Below are 25056 nucleotides of genomic sequence, written 5' to 3'. Positions count from 1 at the left end.
CCGTTCCGCGCCGGACGCCGCACGACGCGGTCAGTCCTGGGCGAGGATCGTGTACAGCCTACGGCGGGCCTCGTCGAGCACCTCGATGGCCTGCTGCACCTGCTCCGCGGAGCCGCTGCGCCCGACCTGCGCGGCCGCGGCGGCGAGGTCGACCCCGGCCTTGGGCAGAGCGCTGTACCGGGCGTCGCGGCTGCGGTCCTTGTCGGAGGACGGCACCCACGGCGGGGTCTCGGTGCTCTCCGCGGCGACGGCCCGGCCGGCCTCCGTGAGGGCGTAGGTCTTGCGACCGTTCTGCTCCTCGGCCTCGATCAGACCCTCGTCGGCGAGGAGCTGGAGCGTCGGGTAGACGGAACCTGCGCTCGGCTTCCAGGTGCCGCCGCTGCGCTCGGCGATCTCGTTGATGATCTGGTAGCCATGCATCGGTCGCTCGGTGAGGAGCGAGAGGACGGCGGCGCGCACATCGCCGCGGGCCATGCGCGACCCGCCGGAGGGACGCGACTCGAACGACTTGCGGAGCTGGTCCATCGCCTCGAACAGCGCTCCGGCCGGACCCTGCGAGCCCCCGAAGAGGTTGCCGAGGCCGCCGGCGAAGTCGCCGCCATTACTGCCGTTGCCGCTGCCGCCGAACGGGGTGGAGGGGAATGCGTTGTTCATGATGACCTCCCAGTCGTGAACGATACTCAACGATATATCGTTAACGCTGAATGCGGGGTGGGAATCCGGACTCAGGCCGGCGCCAGCACCGCGGCCCCGGTGACGGTCGCATCGACCCCGAGCTCCGCCGATCGCACCCGGGCTGTCGACGGCCCCGGCATCGCCGCCGCGCGGTAGGCGCGGGCGACCTCGGCGAGATACCGCTCCCCGATGGCCGCCACGCCGCCGCCCACCGCGACGACCTCGACATCCAGGAGCGCCTGCGCCCCGGCGAGCGCGCGACCGAGGAACGCCGCCCCCTCCGCGATCACCTCCTCGGCGACCGCATCCCCGGCACGAGCGGCCGCGTCCACCTCCCGCAGCGTGCGCGCCATGCCGGTGCGCTCGCGGTACGTCTGCTCCAGCGCCGGACCGGAGGCCACGGCCTCGACGTGCCCGACCCTTCCGCAGCCGCATCGACGACCGGCCAGTCCTGGCGGGAGGGCGAGCTCGGTGTGCCCGACCGATCCCGCCGTGCCTGTCGCGCCCGCGCGAAGACCGTCCGGGAGGACGACGGCTCCCCCGATGCCGGTGCCGATCGTGACCATCAGCAGACCACGCGCTCCCCGACCCGCCCCTGCCGTGGCCTCCGCGACCGCCGCCGCGTGCACGTCGTTGACGACCGCCACCGGGGCATCGAGGGCTCGGACGAGCGCCGCACGCAGCGGGAAGCCCGCCCAGCCGCTGATCGCATCGGTCGCGGAGGTGATGCCGCCGTCCTGATCGACCACGCCCGCGGTGCCCACGCCGACCGCCGCGAGCGGCTCCCCGCCGCGGATCACATCGATCGCATCGACGACCGCCCGCACGATGGCCTCGCCGCCCTCCCGGGCCGGCGTCGACAGGGTGTGCACGGCCGTGGCGCGACGGCGCGCCCCGCCCGGCTCCGCACGGAACCCCGCGACGGCGATCTTCGTGCCGCCGATGTCGACCCCGACGATCACACCCGCTCCCGGGCGGCCGGCGTCGCCGCGACGAACCGACGCGTGAGGGCGATGGGATCGGTGATCGCTCCGCCGACGACGACCGCGAAAGCCCCGGCGTCGAAGGCCGCGCGCACCTGCGCAGGGGTCTGGTAGCGCCCCTCGGCGATGGTCGGGATCCCCGCGGCGACGAGCGCGGCCACGAGGTCGAGGTCCGGGTCGTCCTGACTCGGCGAGTGCGGGGTGTAGCCGGACAGGGTCGTGCCGACGACCGCCGCCCCCGCCTCCCACGCGCGCTCGCCCTCCGCGACCGTCGACACGTCGGCCATCACGGGCCGCCCCGTCGCCGCGGCGATCTCCCCGATGAGCCGGAAGTCCGTGCCGAGCTGCTCCGTCGTGGCGTCCACCGCGATGATGTCGGCACCGGCCTCCGCCAGCCCCGCGGCGAGCGCGCGTTTCGGGGTGATGACGTTGCGGACGCCGTTCCAGACCTTGTGGAGCCCGATGATCGGCGCATCGGTCACCGGTCGCACCCGACGGATGTCCTCCGGCCCGTTGAGCCGCAGGCCGCTCGCGCCGCCGAGCAGCGCCGACTCGGCGAGCGCGCCGATGACGTGGGCGTCTCTCGCGGGGGCTCCCGCGGAGGCCTGGACCGAGGCGACGAGCCGGCCGCGGAGGAGGGCGAGGGATTCATGGGTCACTTGAGGGCTCCTGCACTGGCACCGCCGATGAAGAACTTCTGTCCGAGGAGGAAGATCGCCACGGCCGGGAGCGTGAACATCACGCACGCGGCCATGAGCGGCCCCCAGGCCACGTCGTTCTCCCCGAAGAAGGCGTACAGACCGATGGACAGCGTGTACGTCGACTGGTCGTTGAGGTAGATGAGGGGATTGAGGAAGTCGGTCCACGCCCAGACGAACTGGAAGATCGCGGCGGTCACGATGGCCGGACGCGCCAGGGGCAGGACGATCGTCGCGTAGGTGCGGAACTCGGAGGCCCCGTCCAGACGGGCGGCCTCGATGAGCTCGTCCGGCACCGCGAGGAGGAACTGCCGGATCATGAAGATGAAGAACGGCGTGCCCAGGAACGCGGGGACGATGAGCGGGAGATAGGTGTTCGTCGCCTCCAGCCCGTTCCACACGAGGAACAGCGGGATCAGCGTGACCTGCGGCGGCAGCATCATCGTGGCGAGCACGAGGATCAGGAGCGGCCGGGCACCGCGCCACTTCACCTTCGCCAGCGCGTAGGCGACGAGGGGGCACGAGATGACCGTGCCGAGGATGCTCATGCCCGAGACGAAGAGCGTGTTGGCGAGGTAACGCCACACCGGGATCTGCGCGAACGCCTCGGCGAAGTTGGCCGTCGTCCACTCGGCGGGCAGCAGGGTGGGCGGGGAGGAGAAGACGTCGCCTGGTGTCTTGAACGCGGTCGACAGCATCACCAGCAGCGGGAACAGGAACAGCAGCGCGAGCAGCGTCACCGCGATCTGCTGCCGGACGCGGCGGAGCGTGCGCCGGGTGCGACGGGGCCGGCGCACCGGTGCGGAGATGTCAGCGTGCACCATCGTGGACCCACTTCCTCGAGGTCGCGAGCACGATGAGGCTCACGACGAGCGTGATGATGAACAGCGTCCACGCCATGGCGGAGGCGTAGCCCATCTTCAGGAACACGAAGGCGTTCTGGTACAGGTACATCGCGTAGGAGAGCATCGACTGCCCCGGCCCCGAGCCCGCCTGGTTGAGGCGCTCCTGCGACAGGATGTAGGGCTGCGTGAAGATCTGCAGGAACCCGATGATGCTCACGATCACCTGGAACAGGGTGACCGGGGAGACCGTGGGCCAGGTGACGTTCGTGAAGCGGCGCCACGCCCCCGCGCCGTCGAGCTCGGCCGCCTCGTACAGCTCCTTCGGCACCTCCTGCAGGGCGGCGAGGTAGATGATCATGGTGCCGCCGACGGTCCACAACGACATGAGGATGATGGCGGGCTTCGTCCACTCCGGCTGCTGCAGCCAGGCCGGGCCCTCGATGCCGAACCACGACAGGAAATGGTTGATGAAGCCGTACTGCGCGTTCAGCAGCCAGCGCCACAGGTAGCCACCGACGACGACCGGCACGATCGAGGGCAGATAGACGAGCGCGCGGTAGAGCGGCTGGCCCCGCACGGGGGTGTTCAGCAGGTGCGCGCCGGCGAGCGCGATGCCGATCGCGAGCGGCACGCCGAACACGGTGAGCACGGCCGTGTTGGCGAGCGACTTCCAGAACACCCCGTCGGCGAACATCTGGGTGTAGTTGTCCAGCCCCACCCACTCCGGCGCCTGGAACAGGTTGAAGTCGGTGAAGCTGTAGTACGCCGACGCCGCGATCGGATAGGCGAACAGGAACAGGAAGCCGACGATGAACGGCGACGCGAACGCCAGCCCGATCAGCGTGGTCCGGCGGCTGCGGCGCCGCCGGACGGGAGCGCCGGGTCCGGCAGGAGCGTTCTCCTGCCGGACCCGGGGTGCCGTTGCCGTGGTCACGAGGACCGACTCACTTCGAGGCGTAGGAGGCCATGCGCTCCTCGACGGTCGCGATCGCCTCCTCCGGGGTGGCGGTCAGTCGCACGACCTCGTCGAACGCGGTCGCGAGGTCGGTCGCGTACTCGGCGCTGTACGGACGGCTCGCCAGGGACTTCGCGTTCGGGGACGACGCGGCCTCCGCCCAGACGCCGAAGTCCTGCAGCTCGTCGAACGCAGCGCTGCCGGCGAGGGAGGAGCGGCCGGGGAGGTTGCCGAGCGCGACGGCGAACTTCTCCATGGGCTCGTCGCTCACGAGGTAGGCGAGGAACGTGGCCGCCTCCTCCTTGTGCTTCGAGTTCGCGGGGATGAAGAGGGTGCTCGCGGTGACCTGCGTGCTGTTCTCCAGGTCCGGCGAGGCGGCGGGGATCGCGGTCACGCCCCACTCGAAGTCGGGGGCGATCTTGGCGGCGCTGGCCGACCGCCACTCGCCGTCGATGATCATGGCGACCTGGCCGCTGAAGAACGGGTCCTGCGCGGAGAGGTACTCGCCCTGTCCGGACACGAACGTGGCCATGGCGTCGGCACCGACCGGCTCGATCACGTTGTCCTGATACCACTGCAGGGCCTCGAGGTTGCCGTCTTCCGCGGGGGTCGGGCCGTCCTCGCCGTCCCAGCTCCCGCCGAAGGCGTAGCCGAGGGTCGTGAGGGTGGTGCTGTCGTTCGCCGAGCCGAGTCCGAGCTGCGTGATCTTGCCCGACGCGTCCTTCTTGGTGAGCTTCGGGATGGCGGCGGCGAGCTCGTCCATCGTGGTCGGCGGGGTGACCCCGGCCTCCTCCAGGAGCTGCGGGTTGTAGAGCAGCTGGAAACTGTGGATGGCGATCGGCAGCGAGTAGATCTTGCCGTCGTAGGTCATCTGCTCCATGGCGCTGGGGACGAAGTCGTCGACGTCGATGTCCTCGGCGGCGATCGCCTCGTCGAGCGGCGCGAGGATGCCCTTCGAGGCCCAGGCGCCGACGGTGTTGCCGAAGTTGTCGGAGATGTCGAAGGAGCCGTTCGACGACGACATCGACGTGAGCTGCTTCTGGGTGTCAGGGCTGGAGACGCCCGTGACGACGATGTCGTCCTGACTGGCGTTGAAGTCGGCGATGATCGCCTCCAGCGCCTTCGCCTCCTCGCCTCCCCACAGGTACGAGAACGTGATCTCGGTGGGGCCGTCCGCGTCGCCGCCGCCGCCGGCGCAGCCGCTCAGGGCGACGATCGTCGCCGTGCCCAGCGCCCCGGCGACCAGGACGCGTCGGCGCATGTTGTGCTTCACGTGCATGGGGATTCTCCGCTCATCGTTGACCGTGCAAAGGATTGGAATAGACCAATTAAGAACCGCTGAGAGGAGACATTGACACAATCCCGGGTGATCGTCAAGATTGGGTTAGTCCAAACGAGGGGGAACCATGGCGGCGATCGAGGGCCTCACGAAGCACGAACGCGTGCGGCGGCATCTGGAGGAGGTCATCGACCAGGGGCTCGCACCCCACGAGAAGCTGCCGACGGAGCGCGAACTCGCGGAGTCGCTCGAGGTGAACCGGCAGACGGTGCGTCGCGCCCTCGACGAGCTCGAACGGGACGGTCTCGTGTACCGGCTGCAGGGAGCGGGCACGTTCGTGAGCGCCTCGCGGATCAGCAAGGCGTTCGAGCTGACCTCGTTCTCGGAGGACATGCTCGCCCGCAACATGCGACCCGGCTCCCTCTCCGTCGACGTGGGCACCGCGGCGGCCGGGCAGACCGCAGGGTACGCCTTGAACCTCAGCCCGCAGTCGCCCGTCGTCCGGATCCGCCGGGTGCGGACCGCCGACGACATCCCGATCTGTCTGGAGGCGTGCTCGATCGCGGCCGACGCCGTGCCCGGCCTGGAGGACGGCATCGAGGGCGACTCGCTCTACGACGACCTGCGCACCCGTTTCGGCATCATCGCTGTGCGCGCCGACCAGGAGATCCACGCGGTCGTGCTCGACGAGGAGCAGGCCGCCGCGCTGCAGACGCCGCCGTTCTCCCCCGCCTTCCTCGTGAAGCGCACGACCTACGACGCCCGCAGCCGCCCGATCGAGTACGCCGAATCGGTGTATCGCGGCGACCGCTACTCGTACCTCGTCTCCATCGCCCGCCCCTGATCCCCGATCTGCGACCCCCTTCACCGACGAAAGGCTCCTCGTGTCCGACCCGATCCTCCGCCCGCGCATCGCGCTGCTCCCCCTCGACGATCGGCCGGTGAACGTCAAGCTCCCGGGCGACGTCGCGGCCGTCGCCGGGGTCACCCTCGACGTTCCGCCCGCCGAGCTCCTCCCCTCGTACCGGACCGCGGGCGATGCCGACGGGCTGGGCGCCTGGCTGCGCGAACGCGCCGCGGATCCGGCCACGGTGCACCTCGTGGTGTCGGTGGACATGCTGCTCTACGGGGGCCTCATCGCGAGTCGCACGAGTCATGACACCACTCGCGACGTGCTGGCGCGCCTGGACGTGCTGCGCGAGGTGCGGCGGATGCGGCCCGACCTGCCGATCTCGGCGGTGTCGCTGGTGACCAGGGCGAGCAACTCCTACTCCGCGGCCGAGGAGCCGACCTACTGGACGGAGCACGGCAAGGAGATCCACGCGCTCGGCGGCGACGCGCACCGGCTGCTCGGCGAGACCGAGGTGCTGCCGCTCGACGAGCTGACTCCGGTGCCCGCCGCGGTCGTCTCCGATTACTCGTCTCGGCGGCTGCGCAATCACATCGTGAACCTCTCCACGCTCGGCCTCGTGGAGGACGAGACCCTCGACTTCCTGGCGATCACCGCCGACGACACCGCCCCCTTCGCGGCGGGAAGCGCGGAGCAGGTCTGGCTCCGGCACTGGATGCGGATGCTGCCGTCGGGCCGGCGCGTGCTGATGTACCCGGGGGCCGACGAGGTCGGGGCCGCGCTCGTCGCCCGGGCCCTCGCGGCGAACGCCGGGGTGACCGCCTCGTTCTCGGTGGCCTGCGCGGACGCCGCCGGCATGGAGCGCGTCCCGCCGTACGAGAACATGTCGCTCGCGGCCTCGGCGAGCCGGCAGATCCGCGCAGCCGGTGCCGAGGAGGTCGCCGCGGGAGGCGACGTCACCCTCGTGCTGCACGCCCCGGACCCCGACCGGCACGACATGTTCCGCGGGCGGCCGGAGGTCGTCGACGTCGAGGCCGTCGCGGGGACGGTCGCACTCGTGCGGGAGCGTCTGGAGGCGGGGGAGCATGTGGCCCTGGCCGACGTGCGCTACCCGAACGGCGCGGACGAGGCGCTCGTACGCGCGCTGGCGGAGGCCGGACTGCTCGGGCGCCTGGAGGCCTTCGGCGGGTGGAACACCGCCGGGAACACGCTCGGCAGCGTCGTCGCGGTGGCCGCCGCCGGAGTGGTGGGCCGGGCCATCGGCTCCTTCGACGAGCGCGCCGCCCGGATCGCCCTGCTCACGCGGCTGCTCGACGATTTCGCCTACCAGGCCGTGGTGCGCACCGATGCGGGTCCCTCCCTCTTCCCCGACATCTACCCGATGGCCGAGGATGCGCAGGTCGCGACGGCCGAGCGCGTCATCCGTGCGGAGCTGACGGCCCTCCTGGAGTCGATGCTGCCCGCCGACGACGTGCGGATCGCGGAGCTGACCCTCCCCTGGCGGCGCTCGTTCGAGATCGGTCTCACCCTGCACTGATCCTCCACGGCGGCGGCATACACCCGGGACCGCCGCGAGCCTGGCGCGCTCCACAGGAAGGGATGGTTGGCTGGAATCTCCGGCGGGGGAGATTCGGGCCGGTCACGATCACAGGGGGATGACGTCCATGAGCAGTGCGACCGGGGACGAGGCGGCCGGGGGCCGCGTGCGGGTGAGCGTGGTGGTGCCGGTGTTCCGGCCGAAGGCGTCGTTCGACGACCTCATCGCCTCGCTCGACGCGCAGACGCTGGATCCGCGGGCCTTCGAGGTCCTGCTCTGCGACGACGGCTCCGGCGAGGAGACGGCCGCGCGGCTCGAGAGCATCGCGAAGGACCGTCCGCATGTGCGCGTGCTGTCGCTGCCGCACTCCGGGTGGCCCGGCACTCCGCGAAACCGGGGTGTCGAAGAGGCCAGAGGGACGTACGTGCAGTTCGTCGATCAGGACGACCGCCTCTACCCGCGGGCGCTGGAGCGGCTGTGCGACTACGCGGACGAGAACGGCTCCGATGTCGTGGTCGGCAAGGAGGTGGGCATCGGACGCAAGCTGCCCGCCAAGATCTTCCAGCGCGACATCCCGCACGCGGTGCTCGGGGAGGACCCGATCCTGGAGATGCTGACGCCGCACAAGATGTTCCGGACGGCCTTCCTGCGGGAGAACGGCATCCGCTTCCCCGACGGGAAGGTGCGGCTCGAAGACCATCTCTTCGTGATGCAGGCGTACTTCGCCGCTGACACGATCTCGGTGCTCGCGAGCGAGCCCTGCTATGCGTGGGTGAAGGAGCCGGGGAGCGCGAGCTCGGCTCGCATCGAGCCGGAGTCGTACTTCCCGCATCTGGAGACCGTGCTCGACGTGGTCGAGGCGAACACCGAACCGGGGAAGGTGCGGGATCGGCTGCTGCGCCACTGGTTCCGCGGCAAGATCCTCAACAGGATCGCCGGGCGACGGATGGTGAAGTACCCGGCGGAGTACCGCGACCGCCTGCTGGATGTAGTGGTGCCGCTCGTGCAGCGGCGCTTCGGCCCGGGGGTGGACGCGGGGCTGTCGTTCCCGCAGCGCATCCGGGCGGCGCTGCTGCGCGCCGACCGCCGCGACGACCTGCTCGCCTTCGCCGCCTTCGAGGCCGAGACGACCTGCACCGCCGCCGTGACCTCGGCGCGCTGGTCGCGGGGAGGGCTGCAGCTGACCGTGCGCGTCCGCGTGCGCCGGAACGACGAAGAGGCCTTCGTGTTCGAGACGGTCGGCTCGGCGGATCATCTGCTGTCCCTCCCGCTGTCGACGACGGAGGATCTTCCCTCGGGCCTGCTGAACGCCCGCAAGGAGCGCCGTGCCGACCGGGTCGACATGGTCGCGCAGGACACCCCGGAGCCGGGCCAGGCCGCGGAGTCCACCGCGGGTTCGGAGCGCAAGGTCGGCGGGCGCCGACCGAAGCGCCTCGACGCGGTTCCCATCGCCGTGGACCCCATGAAGGTGTTCCGCGAGGACGGTGCGCGCGACGCCGATCTATCGGTCGCGGTCCGCGTGGCCGGCTGGGTGTTCACGGCGCCGCTGACGGCCGCCCCGGACGTGGTCGCACACCTCGGCCGCTCGCCCCTTCTCGCGGGCCGGCGGGTCGAACTCGTGCGGAACGACGACGGCAGCCTGCGCCTGCACCGGGAATGGCCCGGAGGCGCCTGGCGTGACGCCCTGGCACGCACCGCGCGACGCGTGCGCTCCCGCCTCCGCCGCTGACAGCCCCACAACCCCCCGCGCCCGAACTCCCGCACCCGCGCACCGCACTCAGGCCGCGACATCGAAGCGCGCCCGTCCGCCCAGCCGCGGTGTGCGCTGCGCGTCGACCCACCGCGGCGGAAGGAACCATGGCCGGCCGGCCACACCGGAACCCTCGATGACGATCTCCCACCCGTTGTCATGGATGCGGTGGTGACAGGTCTCGCAGAGCAGGATCCCGTTGGAGAGATCGGTCGGACCTCGGTCGCGCTGCCACCAGCGGAGGTGGTGAGCCTTCGTCATCCCCGGGGGAAGCCCGCACATCGCGCACCCGCCGTCCCGTTCGGCGAGCGCCAGGCGTTGGGCTCGTGTGAAGAGGCGCTTCTCGCGACCCCAGTCGAGCACTTCGCTCGCCCCGCCGAGGGCACACGGGATAATCCCACCGCTGGCCGCCATCCGCCGCGCGGCACCGATGTCGATCACCTGGTCCAGCCCGTCGATCGTCGCCGACCCGGTGCCGGCCTGGAGATCGTCGAGGGACACGCGCACGACCACCGTCGCCCCCGCGAGCGGCACCCGGTCACCCTCGCACCCGAGCACATGCCCGCAGAAGAGGGCCGGCGCATCGGCCTGGATCATCGCGACCGAGCGCCGGTCGGCGTCCGGCGACGCTCCGTCAGGGGCGTCGAGGCGGGCGGCGAACACGGCGGACACGTGCCCGCGGATGGCGGTGACGACCGGCGCCGCGGTCTCGGCATCGAGCTGCGCGTGCAGGTGCACCATGCCATCCCGTTCGAAGATGCGCAGTCCGCGCCGAGCGCGCTGCTCCTCTGCCCGCGGCGCCACGCCGTCGGGGTCGAGCCACGCTTCGGCGCGGAGGACGAGTTTGCGCACCGCATCGAGCTCGAGCCCCTCGGCTGTGGCGACCAGCACGCGCTCCGCCTCGGCGATGCGTTCCGCTCCCGCAGCCACGCGGCAGCGGTCCAGCAAAACGACGAGGAGTGCCGCCGCCGGCGCTCCGAGGGCACCCGACGCGAGCGCTTCCCGGAGGAGCGGGTACCGCGCGGGCAGCGGCGCGCCGAGCAGATCGCTTCGCGGGGCGATCGCCTCTCCGACCTTCACCAGACGCTGCGCCTCGCCCGTCGAGATGCCTGTCATCGCGGCCATGAGCTTCGCCGCCGTGCGGTACCCGCGTTGCTTCGCCAGGCTGTCGGCACCGAGCTCGGCGCGCGACTCCCGGGCGATGCCGGCGGCCACGTCGACGTGCAGTGCATCGAGTCGGCGCCGCAGGAGTCCGATCGCGTCGGCGACGTCGACGAGCTGCGTGCGGGAGAGCTCCGGCGCATCACCCGCAGAGTCCCACGCCTGGTCGAGACGCTCCATCGCCTCGCGCAACCCGGACATTTTCGACATGCTTCATTTTATCTCCGAAGCGCCCGACTTTCGAAGCTTTGTCCTAATGGATGCCAGCATTCCGCCCGGGCCGACAGGGCACCTCGTCCCAGGTCCGACGCAGGCCCCCACCCGTTCACCTCATCGCATCCTCACGTTCACGCCGCGCGCCTATCTTGAGTGCGGACGCGCGACCGCGCTCACGAAACCAAACAATCTTTGTGCCTTCACCACAAGAACCGGTAGTGTCGCATCGACACACCTCGAAGGCGAGAAAAGGATGAACATGGCCGACAGGCAGCAGAGGCGCTGGGCGCTCATCGGATTGACGGCCGCGGCGGCGATCGCGCTCACCGGATGCACGGCGGGCGGCGACGGAGACGCGGACGGCGGCGGCAGCGACAGCGGCTCCGGCGACACCCTCATCGTCTACACGAACTCGAACAGCGACGGCCGTGGTGAGTGGATCACCGAGAAGGCGGCCGACGCGGGCATCGACATCGAGATCGTGGGCCTCGGCGGCGCCGACCTGACGAACCGCATCATCGCGGAGAAGAACAACCCCGTCGGCGACGTGGTCTTCGGCCTGAACAACATGTTCTTCGAGCAGCTCAAGACGGAAGAAGCCATCACGGCCTACGAGCCGAGCTGGAGCGGCGAGGTGCCCGCGGACGCCGGCGACCCGAAGGACGGCGCGTTCTGGCCGCTCGTGGAGCAGGCGATCGTCACGGTCTACGACGAGAACCGCATCAGCGACGCGCCCACCGACCCCGACGACCTGTACACCGACGAGGAGTACGCCGGCCGCTACGAGGTCAACCCCGCGCTCGGCCAGGCCACCCCGCAGCTCGTGCTCGCCAGCATGCTCACCCGTCACCTCGACGAGGACGGCGACCTCGGCGTGAGCGACGAGGGCTGGGACCTGGTGAAGTCGTACTACGCCAACGGCTCCCCCGCCGTGGAGGGCACCGACCTCTACGCCCGCATCACCCGCGACGAGGTGGACTACGGCGTGCTGCCGTCGAGCGGCATCTCCGCCCGCGACGAGGAGTACGGCACCAGCACGGGCATGATCGTTCCCGAGTACGGCGTCCCCTACGTGACCGAGCAGATCGCGCAGATCAACGGCACGGACAACGAGGAGAAGGCGCAGGAGTTCATCGACTGGTTCGGCAGCGCCGAGGTGCAGGGCGAGTTCGCCGCGGAGTTCAATGCCATGCCGGTGAACGAGGGCGCGGTCGAGAAGGCCAACCCCGCGGTCGTCGAGCTCATGGGCACGCTCGACCGCCAGGACATCGACTTCGGCTTCGTGAGCGAGAACCTCGGCGCCTGGGTCGAGAAGGTCACGCTCGAGTACATCGGCTGACCCGCGCAGTCCCGCACCGGCAGAGAGAGAAGACGATGATCCGTTTCGACGACGTCGAGGTCGTGTTCGGCGACCACCGTGCGGTCTCGCACCTCGATCTGGAGATCCAGGAGGGTGAGTTCTTCACCCTCCTGGGTCCGTCCGGATGCGGCAAGACCACCGCCCTGCGCACGCTCGCGGGGTTCATCGAGCCGACCGGCGGGCGCATCCACATCGCGGGTCGCGACGTGACCCGCGTGCCGAGCGAGAAGCGCGGCGTGGGCATGGTGTTCCAGAACTACGCGCTGTTCCCGAGCATGAACGTGCGGGAGAACATCGCGTTCGGCCTCTCGGTGCAGAAGGTGTCGAAGGCCGAGCAGCGGCGGCGCGTGGACGAGGTCGCCGACCGCACCGGGCTCGCCGCGTCGCAGCTCGAGAAGAACGTGGCGGAGCTGTCCGGCGGCCAGCAGCAGCGCGTCGCCATCGCCCGAGCGCTCGCGCTCACCCCCAGCATCCTGCTGCTCGACGAGCCGTTGTCGAACCTCGACGCCAAGCTCCGCGTGCAGCTGCGCGAGCAGCTCAAGGAGCTGCAGCACGAGGTCGGCGTGACCACCGTGTACGTCACCCACGACCAGGAGGAGGCGCTCACCCTCAGCGACCGGATCGCCGTGCTCGACGCCGGGACGCTGCAGCAGGTGGGCACCCCGGAGGAGATCTACGACCGCAGCGCGACGCCCTTCGTCTGCCGGTTCATCGGCGAGAACAACCGCCTCAGCCCCGCGCAGCTCGTCGCGATCGGCGCGGGCCTCGACGCCACGGCCGAGAGCTACGTGCGGCCGGAGAAGCTGCACCTGGCATCGCCGTCCGCGGCCACCGCCGGTGGCACGGCGTCGCTCGACGGCACCGTCGCGGAGCGCACGTACCACGGCAGCCACAGCGTCTACACGGTGTCGGCGGCCGATGCGACGCTCCGGGTGAGCGTGCCGGCCGCGGCGAGCGCGCACCGGTGGGACGTCGGCGACGCCGTGCGCATCGACGTCGACCCGCGGTGGATCCTGCAGTACCCGGCGGCGTGACATGAGCGCTCCGCAGAACGACTCCCGCCCGGTGCCGCCGCCGTCCGCGGCCATGACCGACGCGTCCGGCGCCCTGACGACCGAGGCCGCCGAGGCGGGCACCGCGACGAAGCCCCGCCTCCGCCGCGGACGGCCCGGCAGCGTGCGCGCGATGCTCCGCTCACCGCTGGCCTGGGTGACCGGCATCGTCGTGATCTGGTTCGCCGCCGCCTTCCTCGTGCTGCCGAACGCCGAGCTGCTCGCCGCGACCTTCTTCCCGGACGGCCAGTTCAGCATCCGCGCCGTCGAGAAGCTGCTCGGCAGCGAGCGCGCGCTGAAGACGCTCGGCAACAGCTTCCTCCTCGCGATCACGCTGTCCGTCACGGTCAACGTCGTCGGGGTGTTCATCGTGCTGGTGACGCAGTACTTCCAGGTGCGCGGCGCCAAGCTCCTCTGGCTCGGCTACGCCACGACCCTGATCTACGGCGGCATCGTGCTCGCCGCCGGCTACAACTTCATCTACGGGAAATTCGGCTTCATCACGAATCTGATGGTGAACATCTGGCCGGACATGAACCGGGACTGGTTCTCCGGCTACTTCGCGGTCGTGTTCGTGATGACGTTCGCGACGACGACGAACCACATGCTGTTCCTGTCCTCGTCGCTCGGCAAGGTGGACTACGCGTCGATCGAGGCGGCGAAGCTCATGGGCGCGTCGACCTGGACGATCCTGCGCCGCATCGTGCTGCCGGTCATGAAGCCGATGCTCTTCGCCGTCACGGTGCTGACGTTCCTCATCGGTCTCGGGGCCCTGACCGCGCCGCTCGTGCTCGGCGGCCCGGACTTCCAGACCGTCGCCCCCCTCATCATCGACCTGTCGCGCAGCCCGATCACGCGCGACATCGCGGCGCTGCTGGCGATCGTCCTCGGCGTCGCGACCATCATCCTGCTCGCGATCATGAACCGCGCCGAGAAATCGGGGGTGTACTTCTCGGTGGCGAAGGTGGCGACGCCGATCCAGAAGCAGCGCATCCGCAACCCGTTCGCGAACGCGGTCGTGCACGTGGTCGCCTACCTGCTCTGGGTGATCTACCTCATCCCGGTCGTGCTCATCGTGATCTTCTCGTTCGTGGACGCGCGGAGCATCCTCGCCGGATCGATCACGCTCGACAGCTTCACGCTCGACAACTACATCACCGTGTTCTCCAGCGCGGCGGCCCTCCGCCCGTTCATCGTGAGCGTCGTCTACAGCGCCCTCGCCGCGGTCATCGTGGTGGGCGGGCTGCTGTTCGTCGCGCGGATGATGCAGAAGCACCGCAACCTGCTCACCACGGTCATCGAGTACGTGCTGCACATCCCGTGGATCCTGCCGATCGTGCTGATCGCGCTGGCCTTCGTGATGGCGTTCGACGCGCCGCAGCCGCTCGTGGGCAACATCGTGCTCACGGGGACGCCGGTCCTGCTGCTCGTCGCGTACATCTGCGTGAAGATCCCGTTCACGCTGCGGCTGCTCAAGGCCGGGTTCGCGTCCGTGCCGGACTCCCTGGAAGACGCCTCGCGCATCCTCGGCGCCCGCTCGCTGACCACGTTCCGGCGCGTGCTCATCCCCCTCGTGCTGCCGACCGCAGCCGCGATCACGGCGCTGAACTTCAACAGCCTGCTCGACGACTACGACGCCGCGATCTTCCTCTACCACCCGCTGTACAAGCCGCTCGGCGTCGCGATCCAGGAGAGCACGCGCGGGGAGAACAACCTCGACGCGATGCCCATCACGTTCGTCTACACCGTGCTGCTCATGATCATCATGGGTGTCACCATGTATCTCGTGTATGGACGAGGATCGCGCGCCGGAGCGCCCCGCCGACGGAAGCAGCGCGCATGAGCGGGGCGGATGCTGGGACTCCCGCCCTGCGGGTCACGATCAGCGACGTCGCCGCGGCGGCCGGGGTGTCGCGAGCCACGGCGACCAGAGCCTTGAAGGGCGAGGGCCGGTTCGCGCCGGAGACGCAGGAGCGCATCCTGGAAGCGGCCGAGCGGCTCGGGTACGTGCGCAACACGATGGCCGCGGAGCTCGCCGCCGGACGCACCGGCACCGTCGGCCTCATGCTTCGCGATGCGAGCAACCCCGCGTACGGTCTCCTCTTCTCCCGGTTGCAGGAGGAGGCGCATCAGCGCGGCCTCGACCTCGTGACCGTCACGATCGGCGCCGACGAACAGGGCGCCAAGCAGGTGAATGCGCTGCACCGGCTGCTCGGCATGCGCGTCGCGGGACTCATCGTCGCCACCGGCGGCATCTCCGCGGCGCAGCTCGAGCCCTTCGCGGACCAGGTGCCGATCCTGCGTGCCGGGCGCGTGGAGTCGGCGGGCCGCATCCACACCGCCCACTACGACGACGAGGGGCACGGACGTCTGCTCGCGGAGCACATCGTCGCGCTCGTCCACCGGACCGTCGTCGTGCTCGCCGGAAGCCCCGAGGCCTCGTACCCCGAGCACCTCCGCGCGCTCGCGATGCAGGAGGTGCTGACCGCGGCGGGCGTCGCCGTGACGATGATCTCCGCCGGTGCGCGTCCCGAGGACGGCGTCGACGAGGCCCTCGCCGCCGTGCGCGCCGGGGCGACCGCCGTCATGTGCGCCTCGGACTACCGGCAGCTCGCCGTGATGCGCGCCGCCCGCGCCGCCGGGCTCCGCGTGCCGGGGGACGTGAGCGTGACCGGGTGCGACGGCATCCTGCCCGGCGCCGATCTGCTCGGGCTCACCACGCTGCGGATCCCCGTGGAGGCGGTGGCCGCGGCCGCCGTCGAGACCATGCAGCAGCTGCTCACGGCGGACGGGCCGGAGACGCTCGTACGCCGCTCGTTCACGGGAACGCTCGTCCCGGGCTCCACCGCCGCCGCCGTCTGACATCTGCCCCGACCTGCCTCCGTCCGCCGACCAGGAAGAGACATGATCCTCACCGAACACCCTCGCCCGTCGCACACCTTCGTGCACATCTCCGACACGCACCTGCCCGGTGAACGGTCGCCGCTGTACGGCAGCGGGGCCGACGCCGACGCGAACCTGGCGGAGATGCTCGACCGGCTCGTCGCCTCGGGGCTCCGTCCCGACGCGCTGCTGTTCACGGGAGACCTGACGGACCGGGGCGATGCCGCCTCCTACCAGCGACTGCGCGAGCTCGTGACGCCCGCCGCCGATGCGCTCGGCTGCGAGGTCGTGTGGGCGGCCGGCAACCATGACGACCGTCGTGCCATGCGATCGGAGCTCGGACTCGCGGGGGCGGGTGATGAGCCGATCGTCGAGGTGCGGTGGTTCGGGGGGATGCGCGTCATCGTCGTCGATTCGACGGTGCCCGGCGCGCATTGGGGGGAGGTGCCGTCGTCGCAGCTGGATCGGCTGGAGGGAGAGCTGTCGACGGCGGCACCGCAGGGCACGCTGCTGCTCATCCACCATCCGCCCCTGCCGACGGTGCTCGACCTCGCCGTGACGGTCGAGCTGCGGGATCAGGACGCGCTGGCCGCGGTGCTGCGGGGGTCGGACGTGCGGGGCATCCTGTCCGGGCACGTGCACCATCCGTCGTTCGGCACCTTCGCCGGGATCCCTGTCGCCGTGGCCTCGTCGAGCGCGTACGGACAGGACCTCGCGCAGCCCGTCGGCGCCACCCGCGGACAGGACGCCGCACAGGGCTACAACCTCGTGCACGTGTACGCCGACACCATCGTGCACTCCGCCGTCTCGCTCGAGCGCGGGGCGGACGTCGGGGAGCCGGTCGCCGCCGACGAGGCCGGACGACGGATCGCCGGCGTCGGGATCGACTGGCGGGACTAAGCCGTCACGAGGTCGTCATCGGCGTCACCTCGACGTCGATCGAGCCGAACGGGAACGGGCTGAACACGGTCCAGGAGTCGCCGGTGAACTGCTCGAGCGGGATCAGCGCGAACCAGACGTGCGAGACGACGATCGCGACCACCACGAACAGTCCGACTCCGCGCAGGGTCCACTCCAGGGTGCGAAGCGCCGCGCGCTCGTCAGTCGCCTTGATCACGCGACCGAGCGCGAGCAGCACGGTGACGGCGATGGCGATGTAGACGAGGGGGCTCGGCGCGAGCGTCAGCTGGATGCACTGCGGAGCCTCGTCCACCGGCTGACCAGTGGAGTCGATGAACCCGCCGTTCCCGTCGACCCCGCCGGGGCAGATGCCCTTGCTGGCGGTCATGAACACGGGGTAGAGGAATGCGGCGATCAGCGACCACAGGAGGACGCGGCGGATCGCGGCGATGACCACGGCGCCGGGGAGCGCGGCGGATGCCGTGTCCGGGGCGGTGGACGGGGCGAGCGACGACATGCGGGACTCCTTCGGGGCGGTCGTGTTCATCCTGGCGGATGTGTGGGGCGGGTGGAAGCCTTCCTAGTCTTTCCTCGGTCGTCGGTAGCGTGAAGGAGTGAAGATCACCGCCCACGCATTCGCGGCCCGGTTCGACGTGCCGATAGCAGAGGCGCGCGCCGCTCTCCGGTCCCGTCACGGTGCTCTTCCGAAGGGCGGGAAGGCCTGGGACCTGACCGCCGAGGAAGTTTTTGATCTCTTCGATGAGGTCTTCGCTAGGGAAGTAACTCGGCCTCTCGAGTCGGAGCCGACGTCCGCGCTGCTGAAGCAGTACGCGCAGATTCTCGCAGAGCTGCGCATGCGCGGAGTCGTCCGGACCGGAAACGCGCCCCTCGGCGACTACGCCGAGTACGTCGCCGCTCAGGTCTACGGTGGCATTCTCGAGCCGAACTCCGCCAAGTCGTACGACGTGCTCGCGGGTGACCGTCGCATTCAGGTTAAGGCCCGAACGAGGAGCGCATCCACGAGTGCGAATGCGGTCTTCTCCGTTTTTCGGTCCTTCGACTTCGACGTCGCCACGCTCTTGGTGCTCGATTCGCGCACATATGCGCTCCAGTGGGCGAGGGAGATTGGACCGAACGAGGTGCGCAGTGCTTCTCGCTGGTCAGCGCACGTGAATGGCCACCTTCTGTCTCTCCGTGCGGCGCAGACTCTGGGGCGCGATGTGACGGCGGAGTTCACGCCCTACCTCTGAGAGTGACTGCCCAGGCGATAGCGGCCGAGGCGCCAAGCCCGCACCGGAGGAGAGGCTGAACCGTGCACGTAGGCTGGAACGTCTGCCTCCTCTCTGAGGCGCCTTCCCCTGGAGCTCCATGTCTGCAACGACGGTCGACGACCGCGCCCGCTACCGCGCCCACCCCTCGGTGCTCGATGCGCTGAAGAACCCGCGACTGCTGACGCGGGAGGTGCTGGCCGGGCTCGTCGTCGGACTCGCGCTCATCCCGGAAGCGATCGCGTTCTCGGTGATCGCGGGGGTGGACCCGAAGGTCGGGCTGTTCTCGTCGTTCATCATGGCGGTGTCGATCGCGTTCCTCGGCGGGCGACCCGCGATGGTGACCGCGGCGACCGGTGCCGTGGCGCTCGTGATCGCTCCCGTCGCGCCGACGTACGGCCTCGACTACTTCATCGCGACGGTCATCCTCGCCGGGATCTTCCAGGTGGTCCTCGGGGTGCTCGGCGTGGCGAAGCTCATGCGGTTCATCCCGCGCAGCGTCATGGTCGGGTTCGTGAACGCGCTCGCGATCTTCGTGTTCAGCTCGCAGTTCCCGCAGCTCATCGACGTGCCGTGGCTGGTGTATCCGCTGGTGGCGCTCGGGATCATCGTGATGCTCGTGATGCCGAAGCTCACCAAGATCGTGCCGGCGCCGCTCTTATCCGTGATCATCGTCACGGGTGTGGTGCTCGCCTTCGGGATCACGGTGCCGACGGTCGGCGATCAGGGTGAGCTGCCGCGGAGTCTGCCGTCGCTGTTTATCCCGAACGTCCCGCTGACGTGGGAGACGTTCACGATCATCGCGCCGTTCGCGCTCGGCGTCGCGCTCGTCGGGCTCATGGAGTCGCTGCTGACCGCGAAGCTCGTCGACGAGATCACCGACACCCACTCGAACAAGACCCGCGAATCGTGGGGACAGGGCGTCGCGAACGTGCTGTCCGGGATGTTCGGCGGCATGGGCGGATGCGCGGTGATCGGTCAGACGATGATCAACGTGAAGGCGTCGGGCGCGCGGACCCGCATCTCGACGTTCTGCGCCGGTCTGTTTTTGTTCGTGTTGGTCGTGGTGTTCGGTGACTTCGTCGGGACGATCCCGATGGCGGCGCTCGTAGCCGTGATGATCATGGTCGCGATCGGGGCGTTCGACTGGCACAGTGTGCGGCCGTCGACGCTGAAGCGGATGCCGAAGAGCGAGACGTTCGTGATGGTGTCTACGGTGGCGCTGGTACTCATCACGCACAACCTGGCGGTCGGGGTCGTCGGTGGGGTGCTGGTCGCGTCGGTGCTGTTCGTGCGGCGGGTGGCGCACTTCGTTTCGGTCACGCGCGTGCTGTCTGAGGCCAAGGATGCCGTGACGTACGTCGTGGAGGGGGAGCTGTTCTTCGCGTCGAGCAATGATCTGACGACGTTGTTCTCATATACCGAGGATCCGGGTCGGGTTGTGGTGGATCTGTCCGGGTCACACGTGTGGGATGCGTCGACTGTTGCCGCGTTGGATGCGATCGAGACGAAGTACGTCGCGTTGGGGAAGACGGTGGAGATCGTCGGGATGAATGACTCGAGCGGGACGATGCACGGGCGGTTGACGGGAGGGTTCGAGTAGCGGGGAAGCCAGTGCGGCGAACCACTCTCACGCCGAAAGAACGTCAGAGGCCTCGAATGTTGCGCGCGTTTAGCTCGAGGATTCGATTGATTCCGCTTCAGCCGTCTGTTCGTCTGTGCTGTTGTCGGGCTTACCCGTCGCCAACTTTCCTCGCTTGAAGAGACCGGAGACGGCGCCAGCAGCACCCGTTGCCACGCCGCCGACTGCCTTGACAGCGCCACCTGCCGCTCCACCCACGGCTTTCGCTGCTCCACCGGCCGCAGCGCCGACAGTCGTTACCGCACCCTTTACCGCGGTCACCGCGCGCGCCTCGTCGGGAACACCGTCGCCGTCGAGGTCGACGCTCCTGAAGACCTCAGTAGAGTCAACGATTCGTCCCCACACGTTCTCGCCGAAGTCCTTTGCTGACTCCGATGCAGCACGCATCGCAAGCACAGCCTTCGAGGGGTCCGGGATACCGTCGCCGTCGCTGTCCGTCAGCTCGAGCCATTCCGGCCAGATCTCCGTCGGTTCGGAGAAGCCAGCGCGGCACGACTTCACCACGCTGCTTCCGAAGTAGAAGCTGGTCGCTCCTCCCGCCACCGCACCGATAACGGGGATCGCCTTCGAACTGATCTTCACGGCGCCCATCACCGTTCCCTGTGCGATCGCCTGTTTTGCCAGCACCATGGTCACTGGCACGAGCGCGGAATCAGGTATCTGCTGGGCAACCAAGTCGCCCCATTTCGGGGTCGCGCCTGAAAGAGCTCCCCCGGCGACCGCGCGCGCTCCCGCAACAGTTGCTCCGGCGGGGAGCGCGCTCAGCACGATCTGGGACACGGGGCTTCGGCGTTTCTCCCCCAGAAGTGCGCCGAGGACGATGACCTTCGCGCGGTCGGGGTCGTCGACGGAGATTCCACGCAATTCAGCCATGCAGAGAGCGAAGAGAGCAGTTGTCTCATAGAAGAACAGCAGGTCGGCGACCCCGAGCCCAAGTGCCACGGGAATGCCGACCGCCGGGATCGTCGCGGAGGCGCCAACCGCAGCGCTCGCTGCGGTGGTCGTAGCGACGTACTGCGACTCGATGATCTTCATCACCTGAGCGGGTGTCGCTCCCGGGTTCTTTCGGCGCACCTCCTTGATGTACGCCCCCACCGCCGGGCGCTGGACAGCGATGGCCTTGAAGACCTTGTCCTGAAAGTCATCCGGAAGCTTCACCGAGGTGGCAACCTCGGCCGGTGCCGTGTTGACGACGTCTTTGTCCTGCGCCACAGAATCCCCCAGCGTGATCCTCGATCGGTTTCAGAGAGCGCCGACGGATTGACTCGAGGTCTGCGCTAATCGGATGCTAGCGGGCTCCGCGGACATTCCGCGGCGCCCTCACGCCTGTGAAGCCATGCTTCTTTCGGCCAACTCGAGGCATAGTCAGATTCGCAAACGGCAGCGCGAGGTTTGAGTCGATTAGCGCGGAGCGAACTTCGGCTCCGAGTCCCGACACGAATCGTTCGAGCATGACGCGTTCCGCCAGGACAGGGTCAGGCGCGGCTCCGAAATGCACCCAGAGCTTCGATTGGTCCAACATCTTCACGGGCCACCCGCCCGTATGCGGGGCCCGAGCCCCGATACGCGTCGTGTAAAACTGCCGCACACGGGCACGAACGCTGGTCCCAGCGAGTCCTACGTAGATGGCAGGCTCCCCCGCGGGCCACATCGCTTGGAGTCGACGTTCGACCGCGGTAGGTGTCGCAGGCGTCCCGTCGATCGACGTCTCCGGCCGCGCGTCGAGTAACGCGGCGATCGCCTGCGAATCGAGGGGCGGGGTTTCGAGGCCTGCGCTCGATTCCAGGTCCTCCGCCGTCGACACGAGATACGCCCCGGGGCCCGCCACGGTTGGACTATCACCCCAGCGCACGACGCCTTGGTGTACGAGACCGGCGTGAGCCAACAACTCAGCCACACTTGTCATGCTCGTGCCGTTCCGTCGGTCACGCGTAGCGCTCGGCGAGCCAGGACTCCCCGACGATCGGGATGCCGTAGTCCCGCGCTTTTCGCGCTTTGCCGGAGAGGGAATCTGGATCGGCCGCGACCACCAGACGCGCTGCATTAGTGACGGCGGGCTTCGCGACGATGCCATGTTCGCGGAGACGCTGCTCCCACTCCGAACGTGCTCTCGTCATCTCTCCAGTGAGCACGACGATGTCTCCGGGGCTCAGTGTGAAAGTCGATGTCGCGGCAGAAGATTCCACGATCTCGACCGGCTGAGCGACGGCGTCCAGCACGATCTCCGTGGGCACCTCCAGAAGCTGCGCGACAGAGATCAGGTCGGCGCGCTCATCCTCAGTGATCACGCCATCTGCCCAAGCGATCTTGACCAGGGCGGCGAGGTAGTCGCGATGTAGTCGCTCGACCGTAGCGCGAGGCAAACCCGATCGCTCAGCGAACGCGACGAGGGCGTCTTTCTCATGCTCCGACAGGTAGCGGTCGAGGAGGCAGCGCTCGACGAGGGCGACGTATTCCGCTTGCTCGTCGGTGTCGCTGACATCCGGGACGCGGTCGAGGATCCGCTCCAAGAAGGTTGGCGAATAGTCCTCGACGTTGGAACGCGCAAGCCACTCACCGCGCTCCCCGGTGTACGGGGCCAGCCGCTCTGCCTGTCCGAGCAGGTCGCGCCATGAGGACTGCCCCGTGCTCGCCACGAAAGCGCCGAGGAGTTCTGCGGTCGCGCGTGCATCAACCGCTGCGCGGTGTGCCCCACTGAGGTCGATATCGAAGGCAGCGCAGCAGTCGGCGAGCGTGCTGCTTCCGCCAAGGTGGGTCCGCCCCAGTCGCATCGTGCAGATGCTTACGAACGGCACGCCCGCCCAGTAGCCCGCACGCCCCAGCTCGGCTTCGAGGAATCGCATGTCGAATGAGGCGTTGTGCGCCACGACCACGCGCTGTGACAGCAGGTCGACCAGGTCGGCGGTGATGCCGGCGAACTGCGGTGCACGCAGTATCTCGCGGGCACTGATGCCGTGGATGTCCTGCCGCCCGAGGTCTCGGCCCGGGTTGATGAGCGTCTCCCACTGGCCCGTGATCGTGCCATCCGGCTCCGAGTGGACCACAGAAATCTCGATCGCCCGATCTGTCCCCTCTGCGTAAAAGCCCGTGGTCTCGAAGTCGATAGTCGCGAAGCCGGATGAGGGCGCGGGGATCGAGGTCATGCCGCCACTGTAGCGGCGACCGTAGGCACTTGTTCGGACGCTCTCGACGCGAATTCCGCCATGATCGAGACATGAAGTCGCCGATCTACCTCAGCACGTTCGCGATGCCGAAACCCGTGCGGATCACGGGTCGGAGTTCGAGCATTACAAACTCATTCGTGAACGGCATCATCCCTGTGGTCCCGCCAACCGAGGCAGAGGTTCGCGCAGCCCTCGAGACCCTCGGCATGCTCGATCGTGTGAGCTGCAGCTACTGCGGCGACACCAGCACGGAATGGGACCACCTTCGTCCTCTGGTGAGCAACCAGCGACCGACGGGATACATCTCCGAGATCCACAACCTCGTACCCGCCTGCGGCAAGTGCAACCAGAGCAAGGGCAACAAGGACTGGCTGACCTGGATGCGCAGCTCGGCCCCGCTCTCTCCGAAATCTCGCGGTGTTGCTGACATCGAAGATCGCATCGCTCGCCTACAGGAGTACGAGCGCCAGGCGTCCCCCACTCGTGTCGACTTTGAAGCGGCCGTCGGCCCCGACCTGTGGCAGCGGCACTGGGCGCACCACAAGCACCTGCTGGAGCTGATGCGCCTGGCCGATCAGGACGCGCAGGAGATCAGAACCCGCGTGTGGGAAGCTCATGAGGCCAAGAGACAGGCGGCGATCTGATGGCGTCCGTGATCACCTGGCTCGACGTGTCGGCAGACGAGCAGCGACGGATGCGGGAGCTCGCGGCCATGTTCACGCAAAGAGACAGCCGAGACGAGCTGGGCATCGGGCAGCTTCGCGACGGCATCAGCGACGCCCTGTTTCCTGGCACGTCGACCCTGCACACCCGCGCGCGCTATCTGCTGTTCGTGCCGTGGTGCTTCCAGTTCGCCGCACAGTCGAGGTCACGAGTGAAGGGTGGCACGCGCCAGCCCGATGCGACCGAGCTGGAGCTGATCGAGACCCTGCGGTTCTCGCCGGATGCGGACGGTCTGCTCGGCGAGCGTGCCGGCCGCGACCTGCAGACCCTGCCGTCCTCGGTGTATTGGTCGATGCTGCAGCGGTACGGCATCCTCACCCGGCCGGCGAGCCGTGCGGAGGCATTCGAGGCGTCGAACCCGCACGTGCACGTCGACGACGACGGCCTGACGACGTCCACCTCCCTCTGGTCGGCCCCACCGATCCCGACAGGGTTCCCCGATGAGGTGGCTGACGGGTTCGCGCTGACCTCCGAGGAGGCGAGCTGGCTGCGGGATCGCGTGCTCGAGCACGCGCCCGGTACTCTTCTGGCGCATCTCGTGCAGCAGCGACCGGAGGACGACCGCCGGGCTCCGTGGGAGGACGCGGCCGCGACCCGAGCACCGCAACGGGCTGCAAGGGTCCTGCGCCATGCGCAGCATTTCGCGACGATCCTCCACGGCGCGCAACTGCTCTACAACCTGCTCCTCGCCGAGGAAGCGGACCGTGCAGAGCTCCGCGACGACTATCGGGATCGCCTTGCCCGGTGGCCCGCGGAGCTCGCGGCGGGCTACGACGAATGGCGCCTCGATGATCTGCTCTCCGTCCTCCGCGAGGAACGTGGCAGCCAGCTCCCGGTCACACCCGCCGCGCAGCGGTTCGTCCAGAACTGGACGACTCTCGTGCAGCGCAGCGATCCGGGCTCGATCGCCGATCTCCTGGAAGCTCGAACGATGATCCGGGAGCGCGAGAAGATCAAGGGCGCGAAGACGCGTCTCGGCAACCCGCGGCGGCTCGAGACGTGGAAGGGGGCGTCGGGCAGCGCCCTGCTGACGTTCCGCTGGGCGACCGTCCGGCAGTTCGCCCGCGACATCCACGAGGGGCTGGCTCGTGCTTGAACCCGATTCGCGCTCGCTC

General features: G+C 69.1%; 22 protein-coding genes. 12 read left to right on the top strand and 10 right to left on the bottom strand.

What is annotated here, in order from left to right; translation table 11 throughout:
* Nucleotides 1–30: 30 nt before the first annotated feature.
* The 6 genes from IZR02_RS01460 to IZR02_RS01435 form a co-directional block, all read right to left on the bottom strand.
* Nucleotides 31–654 carry a PadR family transcriptional regulator gene (locus tag IZR02_RS01460; RefSeq protein WP_025104066.1) on the bottom strand — a complete coding sequence of 208 codons (624 nt, stop codon included), beginning with the start codon at nucleotides 652–654 and terminating at the stop codon, nucleotides 31–33.
* Between the two features lie 71 nt (nucleotides 655–725).
* Entirely contained in the window at nucleotides 726–1637 is a 912-nt protein-coding gene (locus IZR02_RS01455) for an ROK family protein (protein ID WP_029989466.1), read from the bottom strand.
* Nucleotides 1634–2317 (bottom strand): N-acetylmannosamine-6-phosphate 2-epimerase, encoded by a 684-nt coding sequence (locus IZR02_RS01450; protein ID WP_025104067.1) that lies wholly within the window; start codon nucleotides 2315–2317, stop codon nucleotides 1634–1636. Before IZR02_RS01450 ends, IZR02_RS01455 begins: the two co-directional genes overlap by 4 nt.
* Nucleotides 2314–3180: a carbohydrate ABC transporter permease gene (locus tag IZR02_RS01445; protein WP_025104068.1), complete on the bottom strand. Its 867-nt coding sequence runs from the start codon at nucleotides 3178–3180 to the stop codon at nucleotides 2314–2316. Before IZR02_RS01445 ends, IZR02_RS01450 begins: the two co-directional genes overlap by 4 nt.
* Complete coding sequence (locus IZR02_RS01440; RefSeq protein WP_025104069.1) at nucleotides 3167–4135, bottom strand: carbohydrate ABC transporter permease; 969 nt, start codon at nucleotides 4133–4135, stop codon at nucleotides 3167–3169. Before IZR02_RS01440 ends, IZR02_RS01445 begins: the two co-directional genes overlap by 14 nt.
* A gap of 10 nt (nucleotides 4136–4145) precedes the next feature.
* Nucleotides 4146–5435, bottom strand: a complete 1290-nt coding sequence (locus IZR02_RS01435) for an ABC transporter substrate-binding protein (protein ID WP_025104070.1) — start codon at nucleotides 5433–5435, stop codon at nucleotides 4146–4148.
* A 127-nt stretch (nucleotides 5436–5562) separates the two neighbouring features.
* Here IZR02_RS01435 and IZR02_RS01430 point away from each other — a divergent pair, with 127 nt between their 5' ends.
* From IZR02_RS01430 to IZR02_RS01420, 3 genes are all read left to right on the top strand, one after another.
* Nucleotides 5563–6279, top strand: a complete 717-nt coding sequence (locus IZR02_RS01430; protein WP_025104071.1) for a GntR family transcriptional regulator — start codon at nucleotides 5563–5565, stop codon at nucleotides 6277–6279.
* A 40-nt stretch (nucleotides 6280–6319) separates the two neighbouring features.
* On the top strand, nucleotides 6320–7822 hold the full coding sequence (locus IZR02_RS01425; RefSeq protein WP_025104072.1) for a DUF4127 family protein: 1503 nt from the start codon (nucleotides 6320–6322) through the stop codon (nucleotides 7820–7822).
* Nucleotides 7823–7949: 127 nt separating this feature from the next.
* A complete protein-coding gene (locus IZR02_RS01420; protein ID WP_162817549.1) occupies nucleotides 7950–9551 on the top strand; it encodes a glycosyltransferase family 2 protein in 1602 nt (533 codons plus the stop codon).
* A gap of 48 nt (nucleotides 9552–9599) precedes the next feature.
* Here IZR02_RS01420 and IZR02_RS01415 read toward each other — a convergent pair whose 3' ends face one another.
* Complete coding sequence (locus IZR02_RS01415; protein WP_029989478.1) at nucleotides 9600–10943, bottom strand: HNH endonuclease signature motif containing protein; 1344 nt, start codon at nucleotides 10941–10943, stop codon at nucleotides 9600–9602.
* Nucleotides 10944–11208: 265 nt separating this feature from the next.
* On the opposite strand from IZR02_RS01415, the gene IZR02_RS01410 reads away from it, so the two are divergent.
* The 5 genes from IZR02_RS01410 (at nucleotide 11209) to IZR02_RS01390 (ending at nucleotide 17144) form a co-directional block, all read left to right on the top strand.
* Nucleotides 11209–12288, top strand: coding sequence for an extracellular solute-binding protein (locus tag IZR02_RS01410; RefSeq protein ID WP_025104075.1), 1080 nt, complete (start codon nucleotides 11209–11211; stop codon nucleotides 12286–12288).
* Between the two features lie 35 nt (nucleotides 12289–12323).
* Nucleotides 12324–13343 (top strand): ABC transporter ATP-binding protein, encoded by a 1020-nt coding sequence (locus IZR02_RS01405; protein ID WP_025104076.1) that lies wholly within the window; start codon nucleotides 12324–12326, stop codon nucleotides 13341–13343.
* A 151-nt stretch (nucleotides 13344–13494) separates the two neighbouring features.
* Nucleotides 13495–15204, top strand: a complete 1710-nt coding sequence (locus IZR02_RS01400; RefSeq protein ID WP_029989480.1) for an ABC transporter permease — start codon at nucleotides 13495–13497, stop codon at nucleotides 15202–15204.
* On the top strand, nucleotides 15201–16223 hold the full coding sequence (locus IZR02_RS01395) for a LacI family DNA-binding transcriptional regulator (RefSeq protein ID WP_025104078.1): 1023 nt from the start codon (nucleotides 15201–15203) through the stop codon (nucleotides 16221–16223). The genes IZR02_RS01400 and IZR02_RS01395 overlap by 4 nt, the downstream gene beginning before the upstream one ends.
* Nucleotides 16224–16265: 42 nt before the next feature.
* Nucleotides 16266–17144: a metallophosphoesterase gene (locus tag IZR02_RS01390; RefSeq protein ID WP_029989482.1), complete on the top strand. Its 879-nt coding sequence runs from the start codon at nucleotides 16266–16268 to the stop codon at nucleotides 17142–17144.
* A 4-nt stretch (nucleotides 17145–17148) separates the two neighbouring features.
* Here the strand turns inward: IZR02_RS01390 and IZR02_RS01385 are convergent, their stop codons facing one another.
* Nucleotides 17149–17661, bottom strand: a complete 513-nt coding sequence (locus IZR02_RS01385) for a hypothetical protein (RefSeq protein WP_036292805.1) — start codon at nucleotides 17659–17661, stop codon at nucleotides 17149–17151.
* Between the two features lie 97 nt (nucleotides 17662–17758).
* Between IZR02_RS01385 and IZR02_RS01380 the strand changes: the two genes are divergently transcribed.
* Together IZR02_RS01380 and IZR02_RS01375 are read left to right on the top strand one after the other, a co-directional pair.
* Entirely contained in the window at nucleotides 17759–18394 is a 636-nt protein-coding gene (locus IZR02_RS01380) for a hypothetical protein (RefSeq protein WP_025104080.1), read from the top strand.
* Between the two features lie 118 nt (nucleotides 18395–18512).
* Nucleotides 18513–20015 carry a SulP family inorganic anion transporter gene (locus tag IZR02_RS01375; protein ID WP_025104081.1) on the top strand — a complete coding sequence of 501 codons (1503 nt, stop codon included), beginning with the start codon at nucleotides 18513–18515 and terminating at the stop codon, nucleotides 20013–20015.
* 69 nt (nucleotides 20016–20084) lie between these two features.
* Here the strand turns inward: IZR02_RS01375 and IZR02_RS01370 are convergent, their stop codons facing one another.
* Together IZR02_RS01370 and IZR02_RS01365 are read right to left on the bottom strand one after the other, a co-directional pair.
* Nucleotides 20085–21266, bottom strand: coding sequence for a hypothetical protein (locus IZR02_RS01370; protein ID WP_025104082.1), 1182 nt, complete (start codon nucleotides 21264–21266; stop codon nucleotides 20085–20087).
* Nucleotides 21267–21979: 713 nt separating this feature from the next.
* Nucleotides 21980–23197 (bottom strand): exonuclease domain-containing protein, encoded by a 1218-nt coding sequence (locus IZR02_RS01365; protein WP_025104083.1) that lies wholly within the window; start codon nucleotides 23195–23197, stop codon nucleotides 21980–21982.
* 71 nt (nucleotides 23198–23268) lie between these two features.
* On the opposite strand from IZR02_RS01365, the gene IZR02_RS01360 reads away from it, so the two are divergent.
* Nucleotides 23269–23862 (top strand): HNH endonuclease signature motif containing protein, encoded by a 594-nt coding sequence (locus IZR02_RS01360; RefSeq protein WP_025104084.1) that lies wholly within the window; start codon nucleotides 23269–23271, stop codon nucleotides 23860–23862.
* Nucleotides 23862–25037: a DUF6361 family protein gene (locus IZR02_RS01355; RefSeq protein ID WP_025104085.1), complete on the top strand. Its 1176-nt coding sequence runs from the start codon at nucleotides 23862–23864 to the stop codon at nucleotides 25035–25037. Before IZR02_RS01360 ends, IZR02_RS01355 begins: the two co-directional genes overlap by 1 nt.
* Nucleotides 25038–25056: the final 19 nt, after the last annotated feature.

The sequence above is a fragment of the Microbacterium paraoxydans genome (assembly GCF_019056515.1).
GTDB lineage: Bacteria > Actinomycetota > Actinomycetes > Actinomycetales > Microbacteriaceae > Microbacterium.
Note: the sequence above shows the minus strand (reverse complement) of the source record. Positions and strands in the feature narration are given on the sequence as shown.

What these genes read in the sequence shown, in the direction of transcription:
- IZR02_RS01460 (WP_025104066.1), bottom strand. Translation starts at nt 654, where the DNA reads ATGAACAACGCATTCCCCTCCACCCCGTTCGGCGGCAGCGGCAACGGC.
- IZR02_RS01445 (WP_025104068.1), bottom strand. Translation starts at nt 3,180, where the DNA reads ATGGTGCACGCTGACATCTCCGCACCGGTGCGCCGGCCCCGTCGCACC.
- IZR02_RS01435 (WP_025104070.1), bottom strand. Translation starts at nt 5,435, where the DNA reads ATGCACGTGAAGCACAACATGCGCCGACGCGTCCTGGTCGCCGGGGCG.
- IZR02_RS01430 (WP_025104071.1), top strand. Translation starts at nt 5,563, where the DNA reads ATGGCGGCGATCGAGGGCCTCACGAAGCACGAACGCGTGCGGCGGCAT.
- IZR02_RS01420 (WP_162817549.1), top strand. Translation starts at nt 7,950, where the DNA reads ATGAGCAGTGCGACCGGGGACGAGGCGGCCGGGGGCCGCGTGCGGGTG.
- IZR02_RS01415 (WP_029989478.1), bottom strand. Translation starts at nt 10,943, where the DNA reads ATGTCGAAAATGTCCGGGTTGCGCGAGGCGATGGAGCGTCTCGACCAG.
- IZR02_RS01410 (WP_025104075.1), top strand. Translation starts at nt 11,209, where the DNA reads ATGGCCGACAGGCAGCAGAGGCGCTGGGCGCTCATCGGATTGACGGCC.
- IZR02_RS01405 (WP_025104076.1), top strand. Translation starts at nt 12,324, where the DNA reads ATGATCCGTTTCGACGACGTCGAGGTCGTGTTCGGCGACCACCGTGCG.
- IZR02_RS01400 (WP_029989480.1), top strand. Translation starts at nt 13,495, where the DNA reads ATGCTCCGCTCACCGCTGGCCTGGGTGACCGGCATCGTCGTGATCTGG.
- IZR02_RS01395 (WP_025104078.1), top strand. Translation starts at nt 15,201, where the DNA reads ATGAGCGGGGCGGATGCTGGGACTCCCGCCCTGCGGGTCACGATCAGC.
- IZR02_RS01390 (WP_029989482.1), top strand. Translation starts at nt 16,266, where the DNA reads ATGATCCTCACCGAACACCCTCGCCCGTCGCACACCTTCGTGCACATC.
- IZR02_RS01385 (WP_036292805.1), bottom strand. Translation starts at nt 17,661, where the DNA reads ATGTCGTCGCTCGCCCCGTCCACCGCCCCGGACACGGCATCCGCCGCG.
- IZR02_RS01375 (WP_025104081.1), top strand. Translation starts at nt 18,513, where the DNA reads ATGTCTGCAACGACGGTCGACGACCGCGCCCGCTACCGCGCCCACCCC.
- IZR02_RS01365 (WP_025104083.1), bottom strand. Translation starts at nt 23,197, where the DNA reads ATGACCTCGATCCCCGCGCCCTCATCCGGCTTCGCGACTATCGACTTC.
- IZR02_RS01360 (WP_025104084.1), top strand. Translation starts at nt 23,269, where the DNA reads ATGAAGTCGCCGATCTACCTCAGCACGTTCGCGATGCCGAAACCCGTG.
- IZR02_RS01355 (WP_025104085.1), top strand. Translation starts at nt 23,862, where the DNA reads ATGGCGTCCGTGATCACCTGGCTCGACGTGTCGGCAGACGAGCAGCGA.